Origin of the sequence: Peterkaempfera griseoplana (assembly GCF_001418575.1) — a bacterium.
Taxonomy (GTDB): domain Bacteria; phylum Actinomycetota; class Actinomycetes; order Streptomycetales; family Streptomycetaceae; genus Peterkaempfera; species Peterkaempfera griseoplana.
The window spans coordinates 16473-37816 of sequence record NZ_LIQR01000165.1 but is presented as its reverse complement, the minus strand read 5'-3'; the positions used below and the strand labels follow the sequence as shown (position 1 = coordinate 37816).

The 21344-nt window shown below is 70.8% G+C and carries 16 protein-coding genes and 2 pseudogenes; 8 read left to right on the top strand and 10 right to left on the bottom strand.

The window, feature by feature from the left end; genetic code table 11:
• From AOK09_RS13535 to AOK09_RS13525, 3 genes are all read right to left on the bottom strand, one after another.
• The coding region (locus tag AOK09_RS13535; RefSeq protein ID WP_157875890.1) for an ATP-binding cassette domain-containing protein at positions 1-933 on the bottom strand (933 nt) is incomplete at its 3' end.
• Positions 934-1422: 489 nt separating this feature from the next.
• Positions 1423-1815: a DUF2255 family protein gene (locus tag AOK09_RS13530; protein WP_055587418.1), complete on the bottom strand. Its 393-nt coding sequence runs from the start codon at positions 1813-1815 to the stop codon at positions 1423-1425.
• Entirely contained in the window at positions 1812-2690 is an 879-nt protein-coding gene (locus AOK09_RS13525; protein ID WP_055587417.1) for a helix-turn-helix domain-containing protein, read from the bottom strand. The genes AOK09_RS13530 and AOK09_RS13525 overlap by 4 nt, the downstream gene beginning before the upstream one ends.
• A gap of 579 nt (positions 2691-3269) precedes the next feature.
• On the opposite strand from AOK09_RS13525, the gene AOK09_RS13520 reads away from it, so the two are divergent.
• The 5 genes from AOK09_RS13520 (at position 3270) to AOK09_RS13500 (ending at position 10655) form a co-directional block, all read left to right on the top strand.
• A complete protein-coding gene (locus tag AOK09_RS13520; protein WP_055587416.1) occupies positions 3270-4196 on the top strand; it encodes an alpha/beta hydrolase in 927 nt (308 codons plus the stop codon).
• A gap of 733 nt (positions 4197-4929) precedes the next feature.
• Positions 4930-5220: a hypothetical protein gene (locus tag AOK09_RS13515; RefSeq protein ID WP_055587415.1), complete on the top strand. Its 291-nt coding sequence runs from the start codon at positions 4930-4932 to the stop codon at positions 5218-5220.
• 120 nt (positions 5221-5340) lie between these two features.
• Entirely contained in the window at positions 5341-5574 is a 234-nt protein-coding gene (locus tag AOK09_RS13510) for a hypothetical protein (RefSeq protein WP_245687275.1), read from the top strand.
• 1174 nt (positions 5575-6748) lie between these two features.
• On the top strand, positions 6749-9535 hold the full coding sequence (locus AOK09_RS13505) for an ATP-binding protein (RefSeq protein WP_055587413.1): 2787 nt from the start codon (positions 6749-6751) through the stop codon (positions 9533-9535).
• A 436-nt stretch (positions 9536-9971) separates the two neighbouring features.
• Positions 9972-10655, top strand: coding sequence for a hemerythrin domain-containing protein (locus tag AOK09_RS13500; protein ID WP_055587412.1), 684 nt, complete (start codon positions 9972-9974; stop codon positions 10653-10655).
• A gap of 479 nt (positions 10656-11134) precedes the next feature.
• On the opposite strand, the gene rbsD is transcribed toward AOK09_RS13500, so the two are convergent.
• The 5 genes from rbsD to AOK09_RS13475 all read right to left on the bottom strand — a co-directional run bounded on the left by rbsD (position 11135) and on the right by AOK09_RS13475 (position 17092).
• The gene (gene rbsD, locus AOK09_RS13495) at positions 11135-11530 is read right to left on the bottom strand and encodes a D-ribose pyranase (protein ID WP_055587411.1); all 396 of its coding nucleotides are present in this window, start codon (positions 11528-11530) and stop codon (positions 11135-11137) included.
• Positions 11527-12480 carry a ribokinase gene (gene rbsK, locus AOK09_RS13490; RefSeq protein ID WP_055587410.1) on the bottom strand — a complete coding sequence of 318 codons (954 nt, stop codon included), beginning with the start codon at positions 12478-12480 and terminating at the stop codon, positions 11527-11529. The genes rbsD and rbsK overlap by 4 nt, the downstream gene beginning before the upstream one ends.
• Before the next feature lie 73 nt (positions 12481-12553).
• Positions 12554-14515 carry an ABC transporter permease/substrate-binding protein gene (locus tag AOK09_RS13485; RefSeq protein WP_055587409.1) on the bottom strand — a complete coding sequence of 654 codons (1962 nt, stop codon included), beginning with the start codon at positions 14513-14515 and terminating at the stop codon, positions 12554-12556.
• Positions 14505-16016 carry a sugar ABC transporter ATP-binding protein gene (locus AOK09_RS13480; protein ID WP_055587408.1) on the bottom strand — a complete coding sequence of 504 codons (1512 nt, stop codon included), beginning with the start codon at positions 16014-16016 and terminating at the stop codon, positions 14505-14507. Before AOK09_RS13480 ends, AOK09_RS13485 begins: the two co-directional genes overlap by 11 nt.
• A 65-nt stretch (positions 16017-16081) precedes the next feature.
• Positions 16082-17092, bottom strand: coding sequence for a LacI family DNA-binding transcriptional regulator (locus tag AOK09_RS13475; protein WP_055587407.1), 1011 nt, complete (start codon positions 17090-17092; stop codon positions 16082-16084).
• A gap of 728 nt (positions 17093-17820) precedes the next feature.
• On the opposite strand from AOK09_RS13475, the gene AOK09_RS43160 reads away from it, so the two are divergent.
• Positions 17821-17946 (top strand): hypothetical protein, encoded by a 126-nt coding sequence (locus AOK09_RS43160; RefSeq protein WP_265736720.1) that lies wholly within the window; start codon positions 17821-17823, stop codon positions 17944-17946.
• Positions 17947-18189: 243 nt separating this feature from the next.
• Here the strand turns inward: AOK09_RS43160 and AOK09_RS13470 are convergent.
• Positions 18190-18474: pseudogene (locus tag AOK09_RS13470) on the bottom strand (hypothetical protein); the annotation flags it as partial.
• A gap of 263 nt (positions 18475-18737) precedes the next feature.
• Positions 18738-19640, bottom strand: coding sequence for a class I SAM-dependent methyltransferase (locus AOK09_RS13465; RefSeq protein ID WP_055587406.1), 903 nt, complete (start codon positions 19638-19640; stop codon positions 18738-18740).
• Positions 19641-19863: 223 nt separating this feature from the next.
• Here AOK09_RS13465 and AOK09_RS13460 point away from each other — a divergent pair, with 223 nt between their 5' ends.
• Together AOK09_RS13460 and AOK09_RS37720 are read left to right on the top strand one after the other, a co-directional pair.
• Entirely contained in the window at positions 19864-20691 is an 828-nt protein-coding gene (locus AOK09_RS13460; RefSeq protein ID WP_055587405.1) for an LLM class F420-dependent oxidoreductase, read from the top strand.
• Positions 20692-20995: 304 nt separating this feature from the next.
• Positions 20996-21343 (top strand): annotated as a pseudogene (locus AOK09_RS37720) (DUF488 domain-containing protein); the annotation flags it as partial.
• Position 21344: the final 1 nt, after the last annotated feature.

Sequence of the window (21344 nt, the reverse complement as noted above, 5' to 3'; positions counted from 1 at the left end):
CCGCGCCCGGGCCTCGCTGACGCGGGCGGCGTGCGTCTGGCCGGCGCGGCCGGCGGACTCCTGCGCGCCGCGCTTCATGGTGCCGGCGAAGATCCGGGGCAGACCGGCGCTCTTGAGGGTGCGCGCGGCGTTGCTCGCCCGGCGCTCGGCGCGTTCGCGGGCCTGCTGCATCTCCCGCTTCTCCCGCTTCAGCTCCTGCTCGGCGTTGCGGACGTTCTTCTCGGCGGCCTCCTGCTCGGTGCGCACGGCCTGCTCGTACTGCGTGAAGTTGCCGCCATGCAGGCGCAGTTCACCGCTGCCGAGTTCGGCGGTGCGGTCCATGCGGTCGAGCAGTGCGCGGTCGTGGCTGACCAGCAGCAGGCAGCCGGTGAAGTCCGTCAGCGCGTCGTAGAGCCGGTGCCGGGCTTGCAGGTCGAGGTTGTTGGTCGGCTCGTCCAGCAGCAGTACGTCGGGGCGTTTGAGCAGCTGGGCGGCGAGGCCGAGCGTGATGACCTGGCCGCCGCTGAGGGTGCCGAGGGTGCGGTCCAGGGCGAGATCGGCCAGGGCGAGCCGGTCGAGCTGGGCGCGGGTGCGTTCCTCGATGTCCCAGTCGTCGCCGATGGTGGCGAAGTGCTGCTCGCTGACGTCTCCGGACTCGACGGCGTCCAGGGCGCGGATGACCTCGGCGACGCCGAGGACTTGGGCGACGGTGAGATCGCCGGTCAGGGGGAGGCTCTGCGGGAGGTAGCCGAGCGTGCCGGCGACGGACACCGAGCCGGCGGCGGGCTTCAGCTCGCCGGCGATCAGCTTGAGCAGGGTGCTCTTGCCCGAGCCGTTGGGGGCCACCAGGCCCGTGCGGCCGGCGGTCAGGGTGAAGGACAGGCCCGCGAAGACCGGGGTGTCGTCGGGCCAGGAGAAGGACAGGTTCGAGCAGACGACGGCGACGTCGGACATGGAGACGACCTCAAGGGAAAACGGGGCAGGAAGAGACCTCTGCCCTGGGCAGACGGGGAAGCGGGTACGACGACAAGACGCCACGGCTGCGCTGATCAGCGCGCCCGATGGCCCTCAGATCCGGATCTCACCCGGAGATGTCGTCCTCACCCAGCATGTCTGCCACTCCTCGATACACGGTCTGCGTCGCCGAACAGCGTACCAGTGCTCGCCCTCCCGACCCCAGGGATTTTCCGGGGGCGGCCACCCCGGCGAGACACGTGTCTGCATCTCCTCGACGCTGACGCAGTGCGTTCTGAGCGGGAGGCGATCCGGTTCACCCGCGCCGGCCGACTCAGGGCGCGCCCCCTACCTGGCCTGGCCACCACGCCGTGGCATCCGAGACACGTGTGAGGGTGCCGATGCCGGCTTGGGCGATCTCGCGGGCAGGACCGGCTGGGCCGGCCCGCGGACGGAGCACCACCGTCCCTCAGTGAGGAGGCGGCCGGTTCACGCGTGAGGGGATGGCGGGGCGAGAGGGCCCGACAGATCGGGCCTGATCCGGATCGTGGCCGCCCGGGAGTCCGGACCTGCGAGGAGGGTCGCGGCGGCACCGTATTTGGCACGGTAGGCGGCGTCGAGGGCGTCGGCGTCCCAGTCGCCGTCGGTCTCCAGCAGGACGTCCCGCCCGAACTCTCCCACCTCGATTCGCCCCCGGCCGTACTCCCTGGCCGCCAGGAACCAGCGGGACCCCACGCCGCGCTGAGCGCGTACGTGGAGGTCGCCCTGCACGACGACCATACCGACCTCCACCCCCGGGTGGCCGCCGTCCCCGGCGCTCAGGACGAGCGAGGGGGCGGTGCCGAACAGCGTACGTTCTGCGGGCGTCCATGCGGTGGTCAAGGGGTGCTCCCCTCGGGGCGTCCCGCATCGACGTGGTCGGCGGTCCAGGAGGTGAGGATGCGCAGCTTGTCCTGTGAGGGGCTGCCCTGTTCCGCGGTGAGGATCATCAAACGCTGCTCGCCGCCGTCGGGGCTGTTCCAGGTGTCGCAGTCGAGGGTGAGGTCGCCCACCAGAGGGTGGTGGTAGTGCTTGGTGCCACTGCCGGCACCGAGGACACGCTGCTCGGCCCACCAGGTGCGAAAGTCGGCGTCCCGGAGGGACAGCTCCCCGACGAGGCGCGCCAGTTCGGGATCGTCGGGCTCGGCCGCCGCTGCCATGCGCAGGGCTGCCACGGTGTCGCGTGCGTCATGCTCCCAGTTCCGGTGCATGGCGCGGAACGCCGGGTTGGTGAACATCAGGCGTACATAGTTGCGTCCGGCCGCGGGGATCGACGCGAAGTCCCCGTACAGGGCGGCGGCAGCTGGGTTCCAGGCCAGAACGTCGAGGCGCCTGCCGAGGACGACCGCGGGGGTCTGGGGGAGCTGGTCGAGCAGGCGTGCGACGGATGGGCGGACCCGCTGTGCGGGTCGGCTGCGGCGGGGCCGGGCGTCGGCCTTGCCTGCCAGCTCGTACAGGTATCTCTGCTGGTCCTCGTCGAGACGCAGCGCTCGGGCCAGGGGGCCGAGCACGGATGCCGAGGCGCGTACCTGTCCTCGCTCCAGGCGGGTGTAGTAGTCGACGCTGATCGAGGCGAGCCCGGCCACCTCCTCCCGACGCAGGCCCGGCACCCTGCGGGGGGAGTCCGACGGGGGCAGACCGCATTCCTGCGGGGTCAGCTGATCCCGGCAGGCCTTGAGGAAGGAACCGAATCTTCGTGCATCGGATGCGGGTGTCATGCCCTTCAGTATGTCGGGGCGACGCATGTATGTGAGGGGGCAGGATCCTTCCGAGGCAGGAAGCGGGCGGCCCTTCCCTCCCGTCAGCAGTCGGTGACATGAGTCAGCGCAGGGCGGACCTGCTGCGGTTCGCCCTGAGGCAGGTGCCCGGCGGTGATCCGCCGACGCCGACATACGTATGCGGGACGGCAGTCAAACCACCGATGCCGCCTGCGCCGGCTTTGGGGGACGGTTGCCCGAAGGCCGGTCCGGTCGGGCGCCGTGAATGGCGGCCAATAGGTCAGCCCTCGCGGGCCTGCACGAGGCACGGGGCATCCGTCCCGACCTCGACACCCGGGGCTCACAGGGAAGGACGGCACGCCCGCATGTGTGACCAGGCGCCATCTGCCGCCTGCAGCACACGTATGGGGGGATGGATCCTTCCCCGGCAAGAACCTGGCTCTCCAGCCCAGGCCCCGGCGGCTGTAGAAACGTCATTGGCGGCCCAAGGGACGACAGCATCCCTGTCGAGGACCCTGAAACCCCACGACGAATCCGACCCTCAGCGGGACACTTTCCCCACCCACAAGGAGACTCTCCGTGGCACGCAGCAGTGTGACCTTCGACAGCGCCAGCATCCGCATCGCCGCCCACCTCTACACCCCTGACCGCCCGGCAACAGGTCCGCGGCCGGCCCTTGTCGTCGGTCATCCGGGTACCAGCGTCAAGGAACAGTCCTCCGGCCTGTATGCACAGCAGCTGGCGGAGCGCGGGTTCATCACCCTCGCCTTCGACGCCGCCCACCAGGGCGAGTCCGGAGGCCTGCCCCGCGGTCTGGAGGACCCGGGCCAGCGTGTGGAGGACTTCAAGGCCGCCGTCTCCTACCTCGCCACCCGTGACGATGTCGACGCCGACCGCATCGGACTGCTCGGCATCTGCGCCTCCGGCGGTTACTCCCTGACCGTGGCCGGCTCGGACCAGCGGGTCAGGGCGGTCGCCACCGTCTCCGGTGTCGATGTGGCCCGCCAGTTCCGCCTCGGTGCCGACGGCACCCAGGATCCGGCCGTCTTCCGGAGCCTGCTCGACGCGGCCGCTCAGGCCCGCACCGCCGTAGCCCGCGGCGAGGATCCGGGGTCGTTGCCGATCTTCCCCGAGACCGCCGAACAGGCCGACGTGCTCGGCGGAGAGCACGCCGTGGAGGGATTCGAGTACTACTGCACCGCCCGCGGTGAGCACGAGCGCTCGGCCAAGACCTTCGCCTGGCCCAGTATCGACAAGCTGGCCTTCTTCGACGCCTTCCACGCCGTCCCGCTGATCGGACCCCGCCCCCTGCTCCAGATCGTCGGTACGCGTGCGGTCACCGCGTGGATGGCTGTCGACGTCCACCAGCGTGCGACAGGCCCCAAGGAGCTCCACTGGATCGAGGGCGCCAGCCACGTCGACCTCTACGACAAGAAGGAGTACCTCGACCCCGCCGTCGACAAGCTCGCCACCTTCTTCACGGACAACCTGACGAACGAGGCATGACACCGGCTGCGGCAGGCGGCCCGTCGAGGGGGCTCAGGCCTTCAGCCGCTGATCCCGGTTGCCGGCACACCAGCCGGCCACCGGGATCAGGCGGTGGCGGGGGACCCGGAGCACGGCTTCGGCTACCGGATCGCCGCCGTCATTGTGGCCGCCGAAGCCTCTTCAGGGGGCGGTGCGCACGGTGATGTCCCTTTGGTGGAGTCAACACGGTTGCAAGCCCCTGCGATGTGTCCAGGGGCTTCGATCCCGCCAGGCGTTTCTTGTTGCCCAAGGGAAGCCACCGGTTGGCGGGAACGCCGAACCGGCAACGAGACGCTACTGAGTGGCCCGTTCACGCTCACTCAGCTCGACAGGAAGGTTCCGCTGAACAGCCGGTTGGCGTACTTCGAGCTGACCGGAGTGGATGGATGTCACGAGGTCGCGCTGCCGAAGAGGGATGCCCCATTGGTTCGGATTGCGATAGGTCAGGAAGCTCTGGATGCCGCGGGGGATCCCAGGTAATCCTGCCCATCAACGAGCTTGCGGTCGCACTGGCTTCCGGCGGCTGTGCTCTGAGAGCTGGGCGGGGGAGCGGGAGATCGTGGCGGGAAAGTGCCCTGTAGTGGCGTCTTTGGGCGGCGCACATCCAGTCCCACCAGTGGGAGGGCCGTCCCCGGGGTCAGTCTGCGCGTCGAGGCCGCCAGTCCGCTCTCCTATCGGCGACCCGACGGGAACTCAGGGTGGCGGTGCCAGAATGGCACGCCTTGCCGGGATGGGCGGGATCCCGATGGTGTGCTGTGCGTGCGGCTGCGGACTCAACCACCTTGTGGTGGTGTCCGAGGAAGGGGCCGAGGTGGTCGCGTCCGGCGGCTCCTACTTCGCCGCAGCCTTCAACGCCCAACCCTGGGCGGCGAACACCGTCATCGACAGCGTGGGAGCTTTCAAGCATCACCTCGTCCCGGATGCCGACCTCTCGCGGCTGAGTGACTTCCTTGAGCGGCTACCCGCCGGAGCTCTCCACCAGTTGCCGGGAGCCCCCCGGTGAGTCGGGGCTTGGCGAGTGGATGTGGACGAGTGCGGGTCTGAGTTCAGTCGACGCTTGCGGGCCGGACGATCAGGCTGTAATCCCCCTCAGGGGCGCGGGCACTCGGGCATGCTCAACGGTGTGAGTGCCTACAGCAGCGACCGGGATCTGAAGGTCACCGACGCCACCGGAGATGATGCTGAGGTGGACGTGGCCACCAACCTGCTGGACGGCACGGTCCGGCTGTCGGTGCTCTGGGCCGATGAGATCCACCTGTTCCCGGACGATGCCGAGCGCGTGGGCCGAGCCCTGCTCCGTGCCGCCGAGGAAGGCCGCCGTCGCGCGGAAGAGGCCCGAATGCGGACGGGCGACTGATCACATCACCTCTCCTGGTCGAGAGCCGTCGGCCAAGCGGACGAGATCGCGATGCCCGCGGCCTACGGGGCACTCAAGGCGCTGGAGCTCGTGATCGATCCGAATCGAATGTCGGGAGCGAGCCGATCACAGACTTCTGGCTGTACCTCGATGACGATCGCATGCGCCTCCGCATACTGCGGCCACCCGTCGAACGCGGATGACGGGTCTCTGCCCGGCCCGGGGATCCCGGTCGTCAGTCCCTGGACTCGCGCCATGTGGCCCACATGTAGAAGAGCCACCCTCGGGCTTTCCAGCAAAAGCCGGCGATCGCCCCGATCAGTGCGACAGCCGTGAGCTTCCCTGCCCGTGACATGCCCACCCCTCTCTTTGTGTACAGGCTACTGGGCGGGTGCGGGCGCATGTTCGGGAGTCGTGGCGGCTGGTCGGCCCTCAGCCCCGCGGTTTCGTGAAGTGGACCGTTGAGCGCCAGCGACCAGTGGAGAGTGGGGCTGCCCGCAGCCATGGTTCCTGCCCGCGCGGGTCTGGCCACTGCCCTTGGCGTGCATGACAGGACCACCCCTGTCCGGCAACTGCGGACCGCGGGCGCCGGTGACCAGCCCTCGCTCCGCGGGGGCGGGTCGAAACGGGCGGCAGGACACGTGTCACGGCCTGCGGGACAGCTGGGATGGTCGGGAGGTCGCGGGGGCCCGATGCAGCCGTCGACGCGGCGAAGCCGCGCGCCCGCCCGCGATCGCGTGCGGCATGTTCATGCAGCAGCCGTTTCCGGCTGTCACCGGCCGGGACGGGCCTCCCGCGTCGGACGGCGGCAGCGGGACCGGGCGGCGGCGGTTCCCGTCCAGGGTGTCCGGAGGCGCGCCTCCCCCAAGGAGGCGGCTCCCGGTACGCGACCCCGGCCACCGGCCGGACGGCAGCCCGGACAGCTACCCGGACCTGGCACGAAACGCCGGCGGCGGGCGTTCAGGAGAAGTACGGGCGCCTGAGCGGCCGGAGCGGACGAGGGTCCGGTCCGGGGCCCGTGCTCGGAAGTCGTCCACCGGCTTCCGCCTCCGTGGGCGGCGTCTGCGGGCGGCCCCCGTGGCCGCTTTCCGCGGCGGGGGAGTGCCGCACCAGCGGGGTGGGCCGACGCCGTGCAGCCCGCACCCACATGGACCGAAGTCACTGGGAGACGTTCGTGAACCGCGATCACCGTTCGCACGACGGCGAACCGGGGAGTCTGGTCGGGCGGCGGCAGGACCTCGAGCTGATCGACGACCTCCTCGACCGTCCGGCGGACGCCCCGGGGGCGCTGCTGCTCTCGGGTGAGGCCGGGGTCGGCAAGACCGCCCTGCTGAACGCGGTCGCCCGGCACGCCGCGGCGACGGGGACCCGGGTCCTGTGGGCGGTGGGTGCGCAGTTCGAGTCGGATATGACGTACTCCGGTCTCCACCAGCTGCTTCTTCCGCTGCACGAGGAGGTCGAGGCGCTCGACGAGCTGTATCGCGAGGCGTTGCGGGTGGCCCTGGGTTTCGGTACCGGCCCGCCACCGCCGAGCCTCGTCGTGGCCAACGCCACCCTGGCGCTGCTGCGTGGTGCGGCCGCGCAGCAGCCGCTGCTGCTGGTCGTGGACGACCTTCCCTGGATCGACCGGGCCAGCGCGGTGATCCTCGGCCTGGTGGCCCGCCGGCTCACCGGCACCCGGATCACCGTCCTGGCGGCTGCCCGCAGGGGAAGCGGGGGCTTCCTCGACCCTCTGAACCTGCCCGAACACGAGGTCCTGCCGCTGGACCACCGGTCGGCGCGCCGACTCGTCGGCTTCCGTCATCCGGGCCTGGCCGGGAGCGTCGTTGACAGGGTCGTCGCCGCCGCCCACGGCAACCCCCTCGCGCTGCTGGAGCTGCCCACCGCCTTGTCCGGACCCCAGCGCGCCGCGCTGGAACGCCTCCCCGAGGTGCTGCCTCTGGGCCGGCGGCTGGAAGCCCTCTTCGTCGCGCGCGTGGCCGGCCTGCCCCGCGCCACTCGCCGTCTGCTGCTGATCGCAGCGCTGGACGGGACGGGCGAGCTGGCCGTCCTGCAACGCGCGGGGCAGCACCCCTCCGTACGGGCCTCGCTCGTGGATCTCGGCCCCGCCGAACAGGACGACCTGGTCCGGATCGACGAGAGCGACCACCGCCTGGACTTCCGGCATCCGTTGATCCGCTCGGCGATCGTCGGCGCCTCCACCACCGCTGAGCGCCGCGCGGCCCACCGCGCCATCGCCGAAGTGCTGCACGACCAGCTCGAACGCCGGGCGTGGCATCTGGGCGAAGCGGCCGTGGAACCCGATGAGGAGGTCGCCGCCCTCCTTGAGTGCAGCGCCCGCACGGTCGTGGCGCGCGGTGACTCGTTCGCGGCGATCCGGGCCCTGACCCGAGCCGGACATCTGAGCCCCGCGGCGCCCGACCGCGCCCGCCGACTGGCGCAGGCGGCCTTCATCGGCGCCGACGCGACCGGCGAACTGGTCAGCGCCTCCCAGCTCCTCGAAGGGGTCCGGCAGGCCGGCGCCGACGACCACGCCTCCCTCTATGCGGCGGCCACCGCGGTCTACCTGATACTCAACGGCACCGGGGACATCGACATGGCCCACCAGGTCATCGTCAACGCCATCGAGGCGACGCTCCACGGGCGCGATGCCTACGACTCCGCGCTCGACGAAGCCCTCAATGTGCTGATGCTGCTGTGCCACTTCAGCGGCCGGCCCGAACTGTGGCAAGCGTTCCACAGGATCGTGGAGCGTCTGCCCGAGGTGCCCGCGGTGCTGACGGTGTCCGCGGCGGTGTTCGGCGATCCGGCGCGGGTCACCGCCGCGGCGCTGCGCGGCCTGGACGAACTGTGCGCGGGGCTGGTCCATGAGAGCGACCCCGGGAGGATCGTCCGCATCGGCACCGCTGGCGTCTATGTGGACAGGCTGCACCGAGCGCGTGACGCGTCCCGCCGCATCTGGCGCCAGGGACAGGACGCGGGCCTGTCGGTCAAGAAGCTGGCGGTGCTTCCGCTCCTGTGCCAGGACGCGTTCAACACCGGCCGGTGGGACGAGACGATCCGCCTGGCCGACGAGGGACTCCTGCTGACGGAGCAGGTCGAGTACCCCTTCTACGCCTGGTACTTCCGGTACGAGAAGGCCATGGTCGCGGCGGCCCGCGGTGACTTCGGTCCCGCGGCGGAGACGGCCGACGCGATGACGTCCTGGGCCGTCGCCCGCGGCGCGGGTCAGATGATGACCGCGGCCGCGCACATCCGGGTACTGGCCGCGGTGGCGGAAGGGGACTTCGAGAGCGCCTTCCGTCATGCGGAGTTCATCAGCCCCGCAGGCACGCTGGCGCGCTACGTCCCCCATGCGCTCTGGGTGGTGATGGACCTGGTGGAAGCGGCCGTGCGCACCCGCCGCGAGGCGGCGGCGACCGCCCATGTGCGGGCCGTCAGGGAAGCGGGGACCGCGAGCGTGTCGCCCCGCCTCGCGCTGCTCGTCGGCGGCGCCTCCGCCATGGCGGCCACGGCGCACGACGAGGCGACCGCGCTGTTCGATCAGACGCTGTCGCTTCCGGGCATCGACGACTGGCCCTTCGAACGGGGGCGGGTGACCCTCGCTTACGGCGAACGGCTGCGGAAGGCGAAGATGACCACCGCTGCCAGAGAGGCGCTGGTGACGGCGCTGGGCATCTTCGAGGAGCTTGGCGCCCGTCCGTGGGCGGACCGGGCCGGACGCGAGCTGAAGGCGGCCGGGTGGGCGGTCCGGCGCGCTTCGGGTTCCGTCGGGCTCACGCCGCAGGAGTGGGAGGTCGCCCACCTCGCCGCCTCCGGACTCACCAACAAGCAGATCGCCGAGAAGCTCCACCTCTCGCACCGCACCGTGAGCGGCCACCTCTACCAGGTGTTTCCCAAGCTCGGGATCGCCTCCAGGGCGGCGCTGCGTGACGCCCTGGAGGACCTGGACCGGCGGTGACCGCGCCTCGGCGGTGCCGTCCGGTCTGAACCCGGTCGGCGGTCGGGCCCAGGGCCTCGCCCCTGGTCCCTGGTCCGGCGCTGCGGGCAGGCCCCTTGCGCCGGACCCGCGAACGACGGAGTTCCGGAGGGCGGGTCCCGCCCGTCGGCTGAGACCGTTCCGTGACCCATACCCGGATTGCCTGGCTAGGTCATCCGACCGATGCCCGGAGAGGCGTCCCCCGGACATGCTGCTCTGGCAGTTGCGGGGCCTCGGCAGGGCAAGCGCCCTGATCCGCACGGCCTCGCCCGCAGGAGGACGCCGCTCGGCGACCCTCCTCGGCGGCGACGGGTTCGCAGCCCGCCGACTGTCCGGCCGTCCATGGCGTCATGCCCGGTCGACGAAGACCGGCCGCATCCGGTGACAGGAACTGCGGCCGCAACACAAGGAAGAGAACATGGCTCCACTCGCCACTCAACCCATGGCCGACACGCGGGACATGTACATGGCCCACGCGGGACTGCGCCGGGAGTTCCGGCTGCTGCCCGACCTCATTCGGTCCGTCCAGCCCGGCGACAGCCGGCGTGCGGAGGTCGTCGGGGCCCACGCGACACTGATGTGCGACGTCCTGCACGGGCACCACGAGGGCGAGGACCTGCTGCTGTGGCCCAAGCTCACGGAGCGCGGCGGCGCGGAGGCGGCCGCCATTGTGCCGACAGTCGAGCGGCAGCACCAGGTCATCGAGGAGCGTTACGCGGAGGCGGTCGGGCTGCTCGGCAGCTGGCGTTCCACCGCGTCGGGCGGCGAGGAGCTCGCCGAGGCGTTCGACGCGCTGGCCGCGGTCCTCGATGAGCACATGGCACTGGAGGAGAAAGAGATCCTGCCGCTGGCCGAGAAGTACGTCACCGCGAAGGAGTGGCACCAGCTCGGGGAGCGCGGCATGGAGGCCCTGCCCAAGAAGATCCTGCCGCTCGTCTTCGGAATCGCGATGTACGAGGGCGAGCCGGAGGTCGTCAAGGCCGTCCTCGCGACGGCCCCCCTGCCCGTCCGGCTGCTCGTCCCCGCCATCGGACGCCGCAAGTACGCGGCCTACGCCAAGCGGATCCACGGCACGGCCACACCGCCCCGCATCGGCGCCTGAGACGGCGGCACCCTGCCGGCGGCGTGGGCACTTTGGAGCCGGCGGGCCGTACGGTCGGCGGCCCCACCTCCAGTTGACGCGGAGGCCGTCCGAGGGTGAGCAGCCTGCGCGGCTGCGACCACCGAAGCGCCCGCGAGCCGACGGCTGAGGACTGAGCTGCGCGAGCACTCGGCGAGCGACAGCAGATGATCAGCCGTCAGCTCCGGGGAGGCCCGGCACCGGAACCCGGAACCCATCCCGGGCGCCGCAGCTCCCGTGGCGGACCCGAGCCGCCCGTCCTCGTAATTTGTGGTTCAGGCGACCAGTCGGCGGTACGCCCTGGTTTCCCCGCGGCGAGGCGAGGCCTCCCCTCCGCCCTTTGTTCTGGGCTTGTCACGGCTCACTCAAGCTGTAGGCCCACACTCCTCGGCGGTGCGAATGATGCGTGCGGCGACATGCACGAGCGGCGCGACAGGACCGGCCCTCACCGCGGAGCGGGATCAGAACGGCACCCCGCAGCGCAGCAGGACGTTGGCGTACGGCCGGGCCTCGCCGGTGCGCACCACGAGGCGGGCGGAGGCGGTGCGCGCCTTGAGCTCCTCGTGCGGGACGAGTTCGAGGGCCGGACGGGGGAAGGCCCCGGCCAGCAGCCGGGCGGCCGTCGGGTTCGCGGCCTGCACCTCCTCGGCGGCCACGGCGGACTCCACCACCAGTTCGTCCAGCAGTCCCGCGAGGACCTCGGCGAACGACGGGATGCCGAAGCGGAAGGCGAGGTCGACGACCTCGGGCCCGGCGGGGATGGGCAGGCCCGCGTCGCAGACGACGACCTGATCGGTGTGGCCGAGGCCGGCCAGGGCTCCGGATAGGCGGCTGTTGATGATTCCGGACTTCTTCACCGCTCGACTGCCTCCGTCCCGGGCTCAGCCCGACGGCCCTGGTCGACCTCTTCCAGGGTGGGGTAGGACTCCTGGGCTCCCGGCCGGGTCACGGCCAGCGCGCCGACCCGGACGGCGAACCGCGCCGCGTCGGCCAGCGCCTCGCCGCGGGCGAGGCGCCAGGCCAGGGCCGCGGTGAAGGCGTCCCCGGCACCGGTGGTGTCGACCGCCTCGACCCTGGGCGTGGGCACCGGCAGCACCCCGTCGGCGTCCGCGACCAGCGCACCCCGTTCGCCCAGGGTCACCACGACCGACCGAGGCCCGGCGGCGAGGAGCCCGGCGGCCCACTCGTGCGGCGATGCGGCGTCGGCGGCCCCGTGCTCGGCCGCGCGCAGCAGGTGGCGCGCTTCGTGCTCGTTGACCACCAGCGGGTCGCAGGCGGCCAGCACATCGGCGGGCAGCGGCGCCGGCGGCGACGGGTTGAGCACGACCCGGGTGCCGTTGCGGACGGCGGTGCGCACCGCTTCGGCGGCCGTGTCCAGGGGGATCTCCAACTGCAGGGAGACCACCCGGGCGGCGGCCAGCAGGGGCTCGGCCTGCCGGACGTCCTGCGGGGTCAGGCGGGCGTTGGCACCGGGCGAGACCACGATGCTGTTGTTGCCGGAGGGGTCGACCGTGATCAGGGCGACCCCGGTGGGCGTGCCGTCGACCAGGACGCCGGAGGTGTCCACTCCGGCGCCGCGCAGCGAGTCGGCGAGCAGGTCTCCGTGGCCGTCCGCGCCGATCCGGGCGAGCAGTGCGGCGGACGCCCCGAGCCGGGCGGCTGCCACGGCCTGGTTCGCGCCCTTGCCGCCGGGGTGGGTCACCAGGTCGGAGCCGAGTACGGTCTCCCCGGCCTCGGGCCGGCGTTCCACCGCGACCACCAGGTCGGCGTTGGCCGAGCCGACCACCACCAGGTCGTAAGGGTCCATCGTTCTTCGTTTCCTCTCCTGGGGCCGGCCGCCGGGGGTTCACCCGGCGGCCGGCCCCAGCACGCGGGGTTCGTCAGGGCTTGAAGCCGGCGACGTTCTTCACGGTGACGACCTCGACCGCCACCTTGACGTCACCGGTGACCTTCTCGCCCTTCACGGCGCGCACCGCGTTGTCCACGGCGAGCTTGCCGAGCTGCGACGGGCGCTGGGCGATGTCGGCGGCCTCCTTGCCGGCCTTGACCGCGGCCAGGCCGTCCGCCTCGCCGTCGAAGCCGACGACCTTGACGCTGGTGCCGGCCTTGCTGCCCAGCGCCTTGATCGCGCCGAGCGCCATCTCGTCGTTGGCGGCGAAGACACCGCTGATGTCCGGGTGCGCCTGCAGCAGGTTGCCCATGACGTCCAGGCCCTTGGTGCGGTCGAAGTCGGCCGGCTGCTCGGCGGCGATCCTGATGCCGGGGTAGGCGGAGATGCCCTGCTTGAAGCCCTGCTCGCGCTCGGTGGCCGCGGAGGTGCCCGCGGTGCCCTGGAGGACCACGATGGTGCCGTGGCCGCCGATCTGCTCGGCCAGCGCCTGGGCGGCGAGCCTGCCGCCGGCGACGTTGTCGGAGGCGACGAGGCTGGAGATCGGGACTCCGGTCACGCCGCGGTCCACCGCGATGACCGGGACCTTGGACTTCAGGGCCAGCTTCGCCGAGGGCGCGGCGGCGTCGGAGTCCACCGGGTTGAGGATCACGGCCTGGTCGCCCTGGCTGAGGAAGTTGGACACCTGGTCGGCCTGGGCGGAGGCGTCGTTGTTGCCGTCCGTCACGGTGAGGTCGACGCCCAGGGCCTTGGCCTCCGCCTGGGCGCCGGAGCGGACCGAGACGAAGAACGGGTTGTTGAGGGTGGAGAGCGTCAGGCCCACCTTGATCTTCGCGTTGGAGCCGGAGCGGGCGGCGTTCACACCGACCACCAGGGCGACCGCGGCGATGACCGCGACCGCGCCGAGGACGTTGCCGCGAAGGTTGCGCCGGCCGCCCTGCGGGGCCCCGGCGGTGGCGCCGGCCGCGGTCGGGGTGCGGGAGCCGCGGCGGCGCAGCGTGTCGAGCAGCACCGCGAGGGCGATGACGACGCCGATGACGACCTGCTGCCAGAAGGAGGAGACATTGAGCAGGTTGAGGCCGTTGCGCAGCACGGCGAGGATCAGGGCGCCGACGAAGGTGCCGGACGCCTTGCCCTTGCCGCCGGAGAGGCTGGCCCCGCCGATGACCACGGCCGCGATGGCGTCCAGTTCGTAGCCGTTGGCGGCCTCGGGCTGGGCGGAGGAGAGCCGGGAGGCGAGGACGACACCGGCGACGGCGGCGAACAGGCCGCAGAGCGCGTAGATGGCCAGCGTCTGGCGCTTGACACGGATGCCGGAGAGGCGGGCCGCCTCCTCGTTGCCGCCGATGGCGTACATGGAGCGGCCGAGGTAGGTGCGGCCGAGGATGAGGGCGGCGACCAGGCCCATCGCGATCATCACGAGCAGCGGGACCGGGAGCCAGCCGCCGATGGTCTCGCCGAGCGCGGAGACGGAGTGCGGGAAGGCGATCGGGCTGCCCTGGGAGATCACCAGGGACAGGCCGCGGGCGACCGAGAGCATCGCGAGGGTGGCGATGAAGGAGGGCAGCCGTCCGAAGGCGATCAGTGCCCCGCTGACGAGGCCGCTGGCGACGCCGGTGGCCACCGCCAGGATCACCGCTATCCAGACCGGCACGCCGGAGGTGGTGGCCAGCCAGGCGAGCACGGTCGCCGACAGTGCGGCCACCGAGCCGACGGACAGGTCGATGCCGGCCGCGACGATGACGAAGGTCATGCCGAAGGCCAGGATCGCGACGACCGCGGCCTGGACACCCACGTTGAGCAGGTTGCCGGTGGTCAGGAAGCTGCCGGAGAGCACCGACAGCGCCACCACCAGGACCAGGAGGGCGGCGAGCGCCCCGTTGTCGAGCAGCAGCCGGCGCAGGCCGGAACCGCCGGCCACGCCTCCGCGGCTTTCCATCGTGTCAGTGGCCACGGGAGACCTCCACCTTCCTGTCCGACGGCTCCTTTGCCGCCGGGTCCGTAACGGCCAGTGCCATGACGGCGTCCTGGGTCGCTTCGCTTGCCTTCACTTCGCCGGTGATCCGGCCCTGGGCCATGACCAGCACGCGGTCGCTCATGCCGAGCACCTCGGGCAGGTCGCTGCTGACCATGAGGACGGCGTGTCCGGACGCCGTCAGCCGGTTGACCAGCTGGTAGATCTCGACCTTGGCGCCCACGTCGATGCCGCGGGTCGGTTCGTCGAGGATGAGGACCTTGGAGTCGGCGAGCAGCCACTTGCCGATGACCAGCTTCTGCTGGTTGCCACCGGAGAGGGTGCCCGCGTGCTGGTCGAGGCCGGCCATGCGGACCTTGAGGGAGCCGGCCATCCGTTCCGCGCTGCGGCGCTGGTCGGCCCGGTCGACGAACCCGTAGCGGGTGCGCCGCCCCAGGGTGACCAGGCCGAGGTTCTCCTCGATGGACGCCTCGAGGACCAGTCCCTGTCCCTTGCGGTCCTCCGGCACCAGGCCGATCCCGGCGTCCATCGCGGCGTTGACGTCCCCGCGGCGCAGCCGGGCGGACATCACCTCCACCGTGCCGGAGTCGTAGGAGTCGGCGCCGAAGACCGCGCGGACCACCTCGGTGCGCCCCGCGCCGACCAGTCCGGCCAGGCCGACGACCTCGCCGGCCCGCACCTCGAAGCTGATGTCGGAGAAGGCGCCGTCGCGGGTGAGGCCGGTGACGCGCAGCAGCGGTTCGCCGACCTCGCCCTGCTCCCGCGGGTACTGGTCCTCGATGCTGCGGCCGACCATCAGCCGCACCAGTTCGTCCTGCGGGGTGTCGGCCGGCACCTGGGTGATGCTGCGGCCGTCGCGCAGGACGGTGACGCGGTCGCCCAGTTCGGCGATCTCGTCGAGGTGGTGGGTGATGAATACCACGCCGACCCCGTCGGCGCGCAGGGCGCGCACGATCCGGAAGAGCTTCTGGACCTCGTCGGTGGTGAGCACCGCGGTCGGCTCGTCCATGATCAGGACGCGGGCGTCGAGGCTGAGCGCCTTGGCGATCTCCACCATCTGCAGCCGGGCGATGCCCAGGTCCCCGACCCGGGTCTGCGGCGCGACGTCCACGCCGACCCGGGCCAGCAGTTCGGCCGCGTCCGCGTTCATCCGGCGGCGGTCCACCAGGCCGAGGCGGCGCGGCTGACGGCCGAGGAAGATGTTCTCGGCGACGCTCAGCTCGGGGACCAGGTTGAACTCCTGGTAGATGGTGGCGATGCCGAGCCGCTCGGCGGCCTGGGCGCTGTTGATGCGCACCGGCTCGCCGTCCACCAGGATCTGTCCCTGGTCGGGGCGGTGGGCGCCCGACAGCATCTTGATCAGGGTGCTCTTGCCCGCGCCGTTCTCTCCGAGCAGGACGTGCACCTCGCCGCGCCTGAGGTCGAAGTCGACGTGGTCGAGGGCCACGACACCCGGGAAGGTCTTGCGTACCCCCTCCATCCGCAGGATCTCCCCGGACGTGCCGGGTGTCGTTGGGGGCGGGGTGGCCGATGTGGCGACGCTGCTCAACGGCTGCTCCTTTCCGTCGCGCCGCAGGAGCGGCGAACCACGAGAGTGGCGGTGAGGGTGACCGATCGGGCGGGCCGCCCCTCGATCCGGTCGACCAGAGCGCGTACGGCGGCACGGCCGAGGTCTCCGGTGGGCTGGGCTATGGCGGTCAGCGGTGGGGCGGTGTGCAGGAACCAGGGGATGTCGTCGAACGCAGCCAGCGCGATGTCCTGCGGTACCCGCAGGCCACGCTCCCGGATGGCGTCCATCGCGCCGAGCGCCATCAGGTTGTCGGCGGCGAACACCGCCTGTGGCGGCTGCTCCAGATCGAGGAAGCCCTCGGTGATCCGGCGTCCGCTCCCGACCTGGAAGTCACCGTGCCCGATGTACTCGTCCGGGAGCGGCAGTCCGTACCGGGCGAGGGCGTGCCGGAAGGCATCGACGCGCTCGGCCCCGGTGGTGGTCGCCGCCGGGCCGCCGATGACGGCCAGCCGCCGGTGACCGATCCGGTGGAGGTGGTCCACCAGGTCGCGCACGGCGCCGGTGCCGTCGGTGCGCACCACGGGAACGTCCAGGCCGGGTATCGAGCGGTCGACGAAGACCATCGGGGTCCGACCGGCGCGGGCGGTCTCCCTCAGCACGGGCGCCTCGCCGTCGGCCGGGCTGACCAGCAGTCCGTCGATGCGTCGCCCGACCAGGGTGCGGATGTGGTGGTCCTGGAGGTCGGGCTGCTCGTCGGCGTTGCCGATGATCACGCTGTAGCCGAGGGCGCGGGCCTCATCCTCGACCGCCCGGGCCAGTTCGGTGAAGAAGGGGTTGAGCACATCGCTGATGACCAGTCCGAGCGTGCGGGTCCGGTTGGTCCGCAGCGAACGGGCGACGCCGTTGGGGTGGTAACCGAGGGTGTCGGCGGCCTCCAGCACCCGGGTCCGGGTGTCCGGCGCAACGGCCGGATGGTTGTTGAGGGCCCGGGAGACGGTGGCTGTCGACACCCCCGCTCTGGAAGCCACGTCCTTGATGCTCGCCATTGACGCATCCCTTGCATGGAAACGATTGCAGGCGGCAAGTGCAATCGATTACATCGTTACAGGCAAGGGGCGAGTCCGGATCGTTATCTTCCGGTTGCTAGTGCGGCGGCCCCCGGAAGGCGCGGGGCGCATTCGGGCCCGCACCCTGCGCGGCCGGGGTCGACCCCAGGGGATTCGTAGCGACATGTCCGGTCCGCCCGAAGGGGATTGTGGCGTACGTCACATGCGCCGTGGGTCGGGCGGGATCCGTAACCCGGCAGCCGGAGGGCTCAGAGACGGAACAGGAGGGCCGGGTCGACGACACGCCGCCCGGGGCCGCTGCGGCAGGAGGGATCGCTGCCGGGGGTTGATGAGCATCATCATGGACAAGCAGTCGGCGCGAAGGCTGGATCGCAGCAGGCGTGACGTTCGATCCACTGGGAAGTGGGGCGACTGCGCAACAGCGGTCCGCCACAGGTCTCTGAGCAGATGTCAGCCCGCCGGTCCGGGTGCGGTTGGGCCCTGTCCGCAGTTCGGCCAGGCGGCGGAAGGCGTTGCGATGGCGGAGGTTCGGAGGTGCCTGCTCCGGACGAGTCAGTCCGCCAGTCGTCGCGGCCGTTCTCCGCAGGATCGGGCGGGAGATCGCGCAGGGCGACGCTCATCGCTGCCGCCCGTGGACCCCGCCGCGGCTTGACCAGGTCCACCAGTGCACTACACCACTACCGGTGGGCAACAGGCGGAGCCGGCACATGGCCCCACCCGAGCCCATCGTCCAGCCCGTCCGCTTCACCGTGAACTGCCTGCCGGGGGACGGCATCGACTCCCACGTCTTCGGAATCGACGCGAGTACCGTGGTGAGGGTCGCTGGGCTGTGACCCGGCACGGTGCCCGCCTCGGGGACGACGGCGAGTGGGACCAGGGCGTGAAGCCCCGCGCCTGCACCTGGCTGCGGTTCACGGCACGCTGCTCGCCCCGCCGAGGCCGTGACCGCCGACGACACCGGCAGGGCGCCCCAACCACCACGGGAGGGGCGCCGCGTCGTGCTGTGCCGGGCCTGTGACGAGCTTGTGCGTGATGGGGATGGGGGGTCGGGGCCGGCCGAGGTCTGGGGGCTTTGCTCAGGTGGTTGCGGTGCGGTCGGAGACGAGACCGGCGACGGCAAGGTAGGTAGCGGGCAGGGCCTCCCGGCGGTGCATCCAGCGGCTCAGGCCCTTCCAGCGCTTGTGGTCGGCCAGGGCGTGCTCGACGGGGATGCGTGGGGAGGAGTGCTCGTGGCGGGCTTGCTCCCGTGCATGGTGGACTTCTGGTGCGGCGATCTTGTTTGGCTTCATCGGCGGGGTGATCGCCTGCGTGGGGTGGTCACGTCGCAGGCCGAGGTAGCCGTCGTCCAGCAGGATCTTGACAGCCACACCCAGTACCCCTGGGCCTCCCGATCCTACGAGTGACCGGAAGCGACCCACCAACAACGTAAGGAGGTTCAATGCGCGATGTCGCAGGGCTCTACCTCTTGAACTGCGAAGACGGGTTTCCGCTGCACGGCATCATGCGAAGATCACCAGTAGATGAGCGGACTGTAGCGCCCGCTCTGATCCCCCTGCCTGTGGGTGGCGATGATCCTGCGCCGGAAAGCGATGTTCCGGTGGCAGACGAAATCATGTACGGGCGTTCAGGTCTCGGCCAGTTGAAAGTGCCAGATGATCTCCACCGGAACCCCGGCGTTGGCCGCCACAGCAGCCTCGGGTACCAGGTCCATCAGGCACCATGGCCAGTCCTCCCACGGACCCAAGTCGATCGTGAGCTTCCGTGGCGGATCCTGTGCCCCGGTCCGTCCCCCGGCTCGCTCCTCGGGTTCCTCACAGCGCCGGACTTGTAGCCCCACGGCAAGCGCGGCACGTAGATAGTCCCCGACCGGATGACGATAGGTCTCCAACTGCCCCGGCCTCCCGTCCGCCAAGCGCACCGAGGGAATCGAACCCCGCGCCACGCATTCCGGGTGGATGTCCGAGGTCACGAGGTGCCCGCCCGGACGCAAAACCCTGGCGAACTCCGCCATCACCGGCCCCAGGTCGGCGACGTGCGTCAGGGCAAGAGAACAGACCACCAGGTCCATGGCATCATCGGCCACGGGCAGCCGGCGCAGGTCGCCAAGGAGGAACTCGCCTGCTGGTACCCGCTCACGTGCCCGCGCCAGCATGTCCGCCGAGCTGTCGACGCCGACTGTCCGGTGACCGCGCTCGGCCAGCAGGGCCGTCATCCGACCGGTGCCGCAGGCGGCGTCCAAGGCGACACCAGTCGGCATTCCATCGAGGATTTCCCCGACCACCGGCTCGTCGAAGTCGAACGCCGAGTTGGGGCCGTCATAGGTCCTCGACCAGATCTGGTATCCATCGACCGTGCCCACCGGGGCAACGTCCACAGCGGCATCCGCCAGCGTCTCGTCGTCAAGCAGCCTCCGGATCTCGCCGATACGCGCATCGACGAACTCGCGATCGTGCTCCCCGGTGAACGATCGCAGCAGGGCAGTGCCTTCAAGGCCCACCAAGTAGGCGAGCGGATTCTGGTGTATCACGGCGCGACGCTAGCGACGCTCGTCGCGCCAGCGCCACCGATTTGCCCGTCGCCCCGCCCGGCCATGCACCTCTGGGTCACTGTGATCTTCGCATGATGCTGTGCTGCGGATACCCGTCTTCGCAGTTCAAGGGGTAGAGCCTCGCGACATCACGCATTGAACCTCAGTAACCCCGCTCTCGACAAGGCCAGGGAAAAGACAGGCCGCGTGGTTCACTTATGCTATGAAGATCGGTGTCACGACGTTCACGACGGACGAAGGCATTGGGCCTGCCCCGCTGGCCAAAGCGTTGGAGGAGCGCGATTTTGAATCGCTTTTCCTGCACGAACACAGCCACGTTGCAGTGGATCGGGAGACGCCGTTCCCCGGGGGCGGGGAGCTGCCCCGGATGTATTACCGCACGCTCGACCCGTTCGTCGCGCTGACGGCGGCCGCGACCGTGACCGACAACCTGGTGCTGGGAACCGGGGTGGCTCTGCTGGTTCAGCGCGATGCGATTCATACCGCCAAGCAGGTCGCCAGCCTTGACCTGGTGTCCGGCGGCCGCGTGATCTTGGGCGTGGGCACGGGCTGGAGCCGTGAGGAGATGCGTAATCACGGCACAGATCCACGCACCCGGGGAAAACTGCTGAACGAACGGTTGGCCGCGCTCAAGGAGATCTGGACCAAGGACGAGGCCGAGTTCCACGGCGAATACATCGACTTCGACCCGATTTTCTGTTGGCCCAAGCCGGTACAACGCCCGCATCCGCCCATTTACATCGGTGGCGACGGCGAGGCGGCGTTGGCCAGGGTGGTGTCGTACGGCGATGGCTGGATGCCGCACTCCGTGGGCCACCCGGCCCGGGTCCGGTCCCAGTTGAACCGGTTGGCCGAGGTCGCCGGAGACGTGCCGGTGATCGTGGCATCCGTGTCACCCAGGCCCGAACTCATCGCCGCCTACGCGGAGGCGGGGGCCGACCGTGTGGCGCTTTCACTACCGACCCGGCCCGAGACGGAGACTTTGCGCATACTGGACATGTTGGCCGCACTCGTCAGCGACTATCGGTAGCCGACAGCCGGCCGGGCCCTCATCGGCCCCGGCCGGCACCAGGATGGCTGATGACAGACATTCTCCACAGCCCTCGTCACCGGGGTGTTCCCGGTGCCCGCGACACCCGCAGGCCCCGAGCTACCGTTCCATGTCCGATGAATGAACATCCGGAAGGGCGGCCGCGCGGTGAGGGGCGCTGCCGACACGCGGCACCGCACCCCGCCGCAACTCGGCGGTAGCGGGCCAAACCCGGCGCGAGCGCCGCGCGGGTAGCCGCGTATCACCTCAACGGCCCGGGACACCCATCCGCGAAAGGTACGTCATGGGCAAGCAGGTGACCTGTCGCAAAGTCTATGAGCAGACGTCTCCCGAGGACGGGAAGCGGGTGTTCGTTGACCGCGTCTGGCCCCAGGGCATCAGCATGGAAGACGCGCATCTCGACGAGTGGCTGGGCGATGTCGCGCCATCCACCGAACTGCGACGCTGGTACAGCCATGAGCCCCTCCGCTCTGCGGAGTTCCGCCGCCGCTATCTCGCCGAACTGGGGGACGCTGGACACCAGTCGGCAGCGGGCCGTCTACGTGACCTGGCCAGACACAGCAAGCTCACCTTGCTGACCGCTGCCGAGGATGTGGACCACGGCCATGCCGCCGTCCTCGCCGAATGGCTTA

Bases quoted from the DNA above. Each gene is read 5' to 3' on its own strand.
- AOK09_RS13480 (WP_055587408.1), bottom strand. From the start codon at position 16,016: ATGGAGGGGGTACGCAAGACCTTCCCGGGTGTCGTGGCCCTCGACCAC.
- AOK09_RS13525 (WP_055587417.1), bottom strand. From the start codon at position 2,690: ATGACACCCGCATCCGATGCACGAAGATTCGGTTCCTTCCTCAAGGCC.
- AOK09_RS43160 (WP_265736720.1), top strand. From the start codon at position 17,821: ATGGCCCCACCCGAGCCCATCGTCCAGCCCGTCCGCTTCACCGTGAAC.
- rbsK (WP_055587410.1), bottom strand. From the start codon at position 12,480: ATGGACCCTTACGACCTGGTGGTGGTCGGCTCGGCCAACGCCGACCTG.
- AOK09_RS13475 (WP_055587407.1), bottom strand. From the start codon at position 17,092: ATGGCGAGCATCAAGGACGTGGCTTCCAGAGCGGGGGTGTCGACAGCC.
- AOK09_RS13460 (WP_055587405.1), top strand. From the start codon at position 19,864: ATGAAGATCGGTGTCACGACGTTCACGACGGACGAAGGCATTGGGCCT.
- AOK09_RS13500 (WP_055587412.1), top strand. From the start codon at position 9,972: ATGGCTCCACTCGCCACTCAACCCATGGCCGACACGCGGGACATGTAC.
- AOK09_RS13515 (WP_055587415.1), top strand. From the start codon at position 4,930: ATGGCACGCCTTGCCGGGATGGGCGGGATCCCGATGGTGTGCTGTGCG.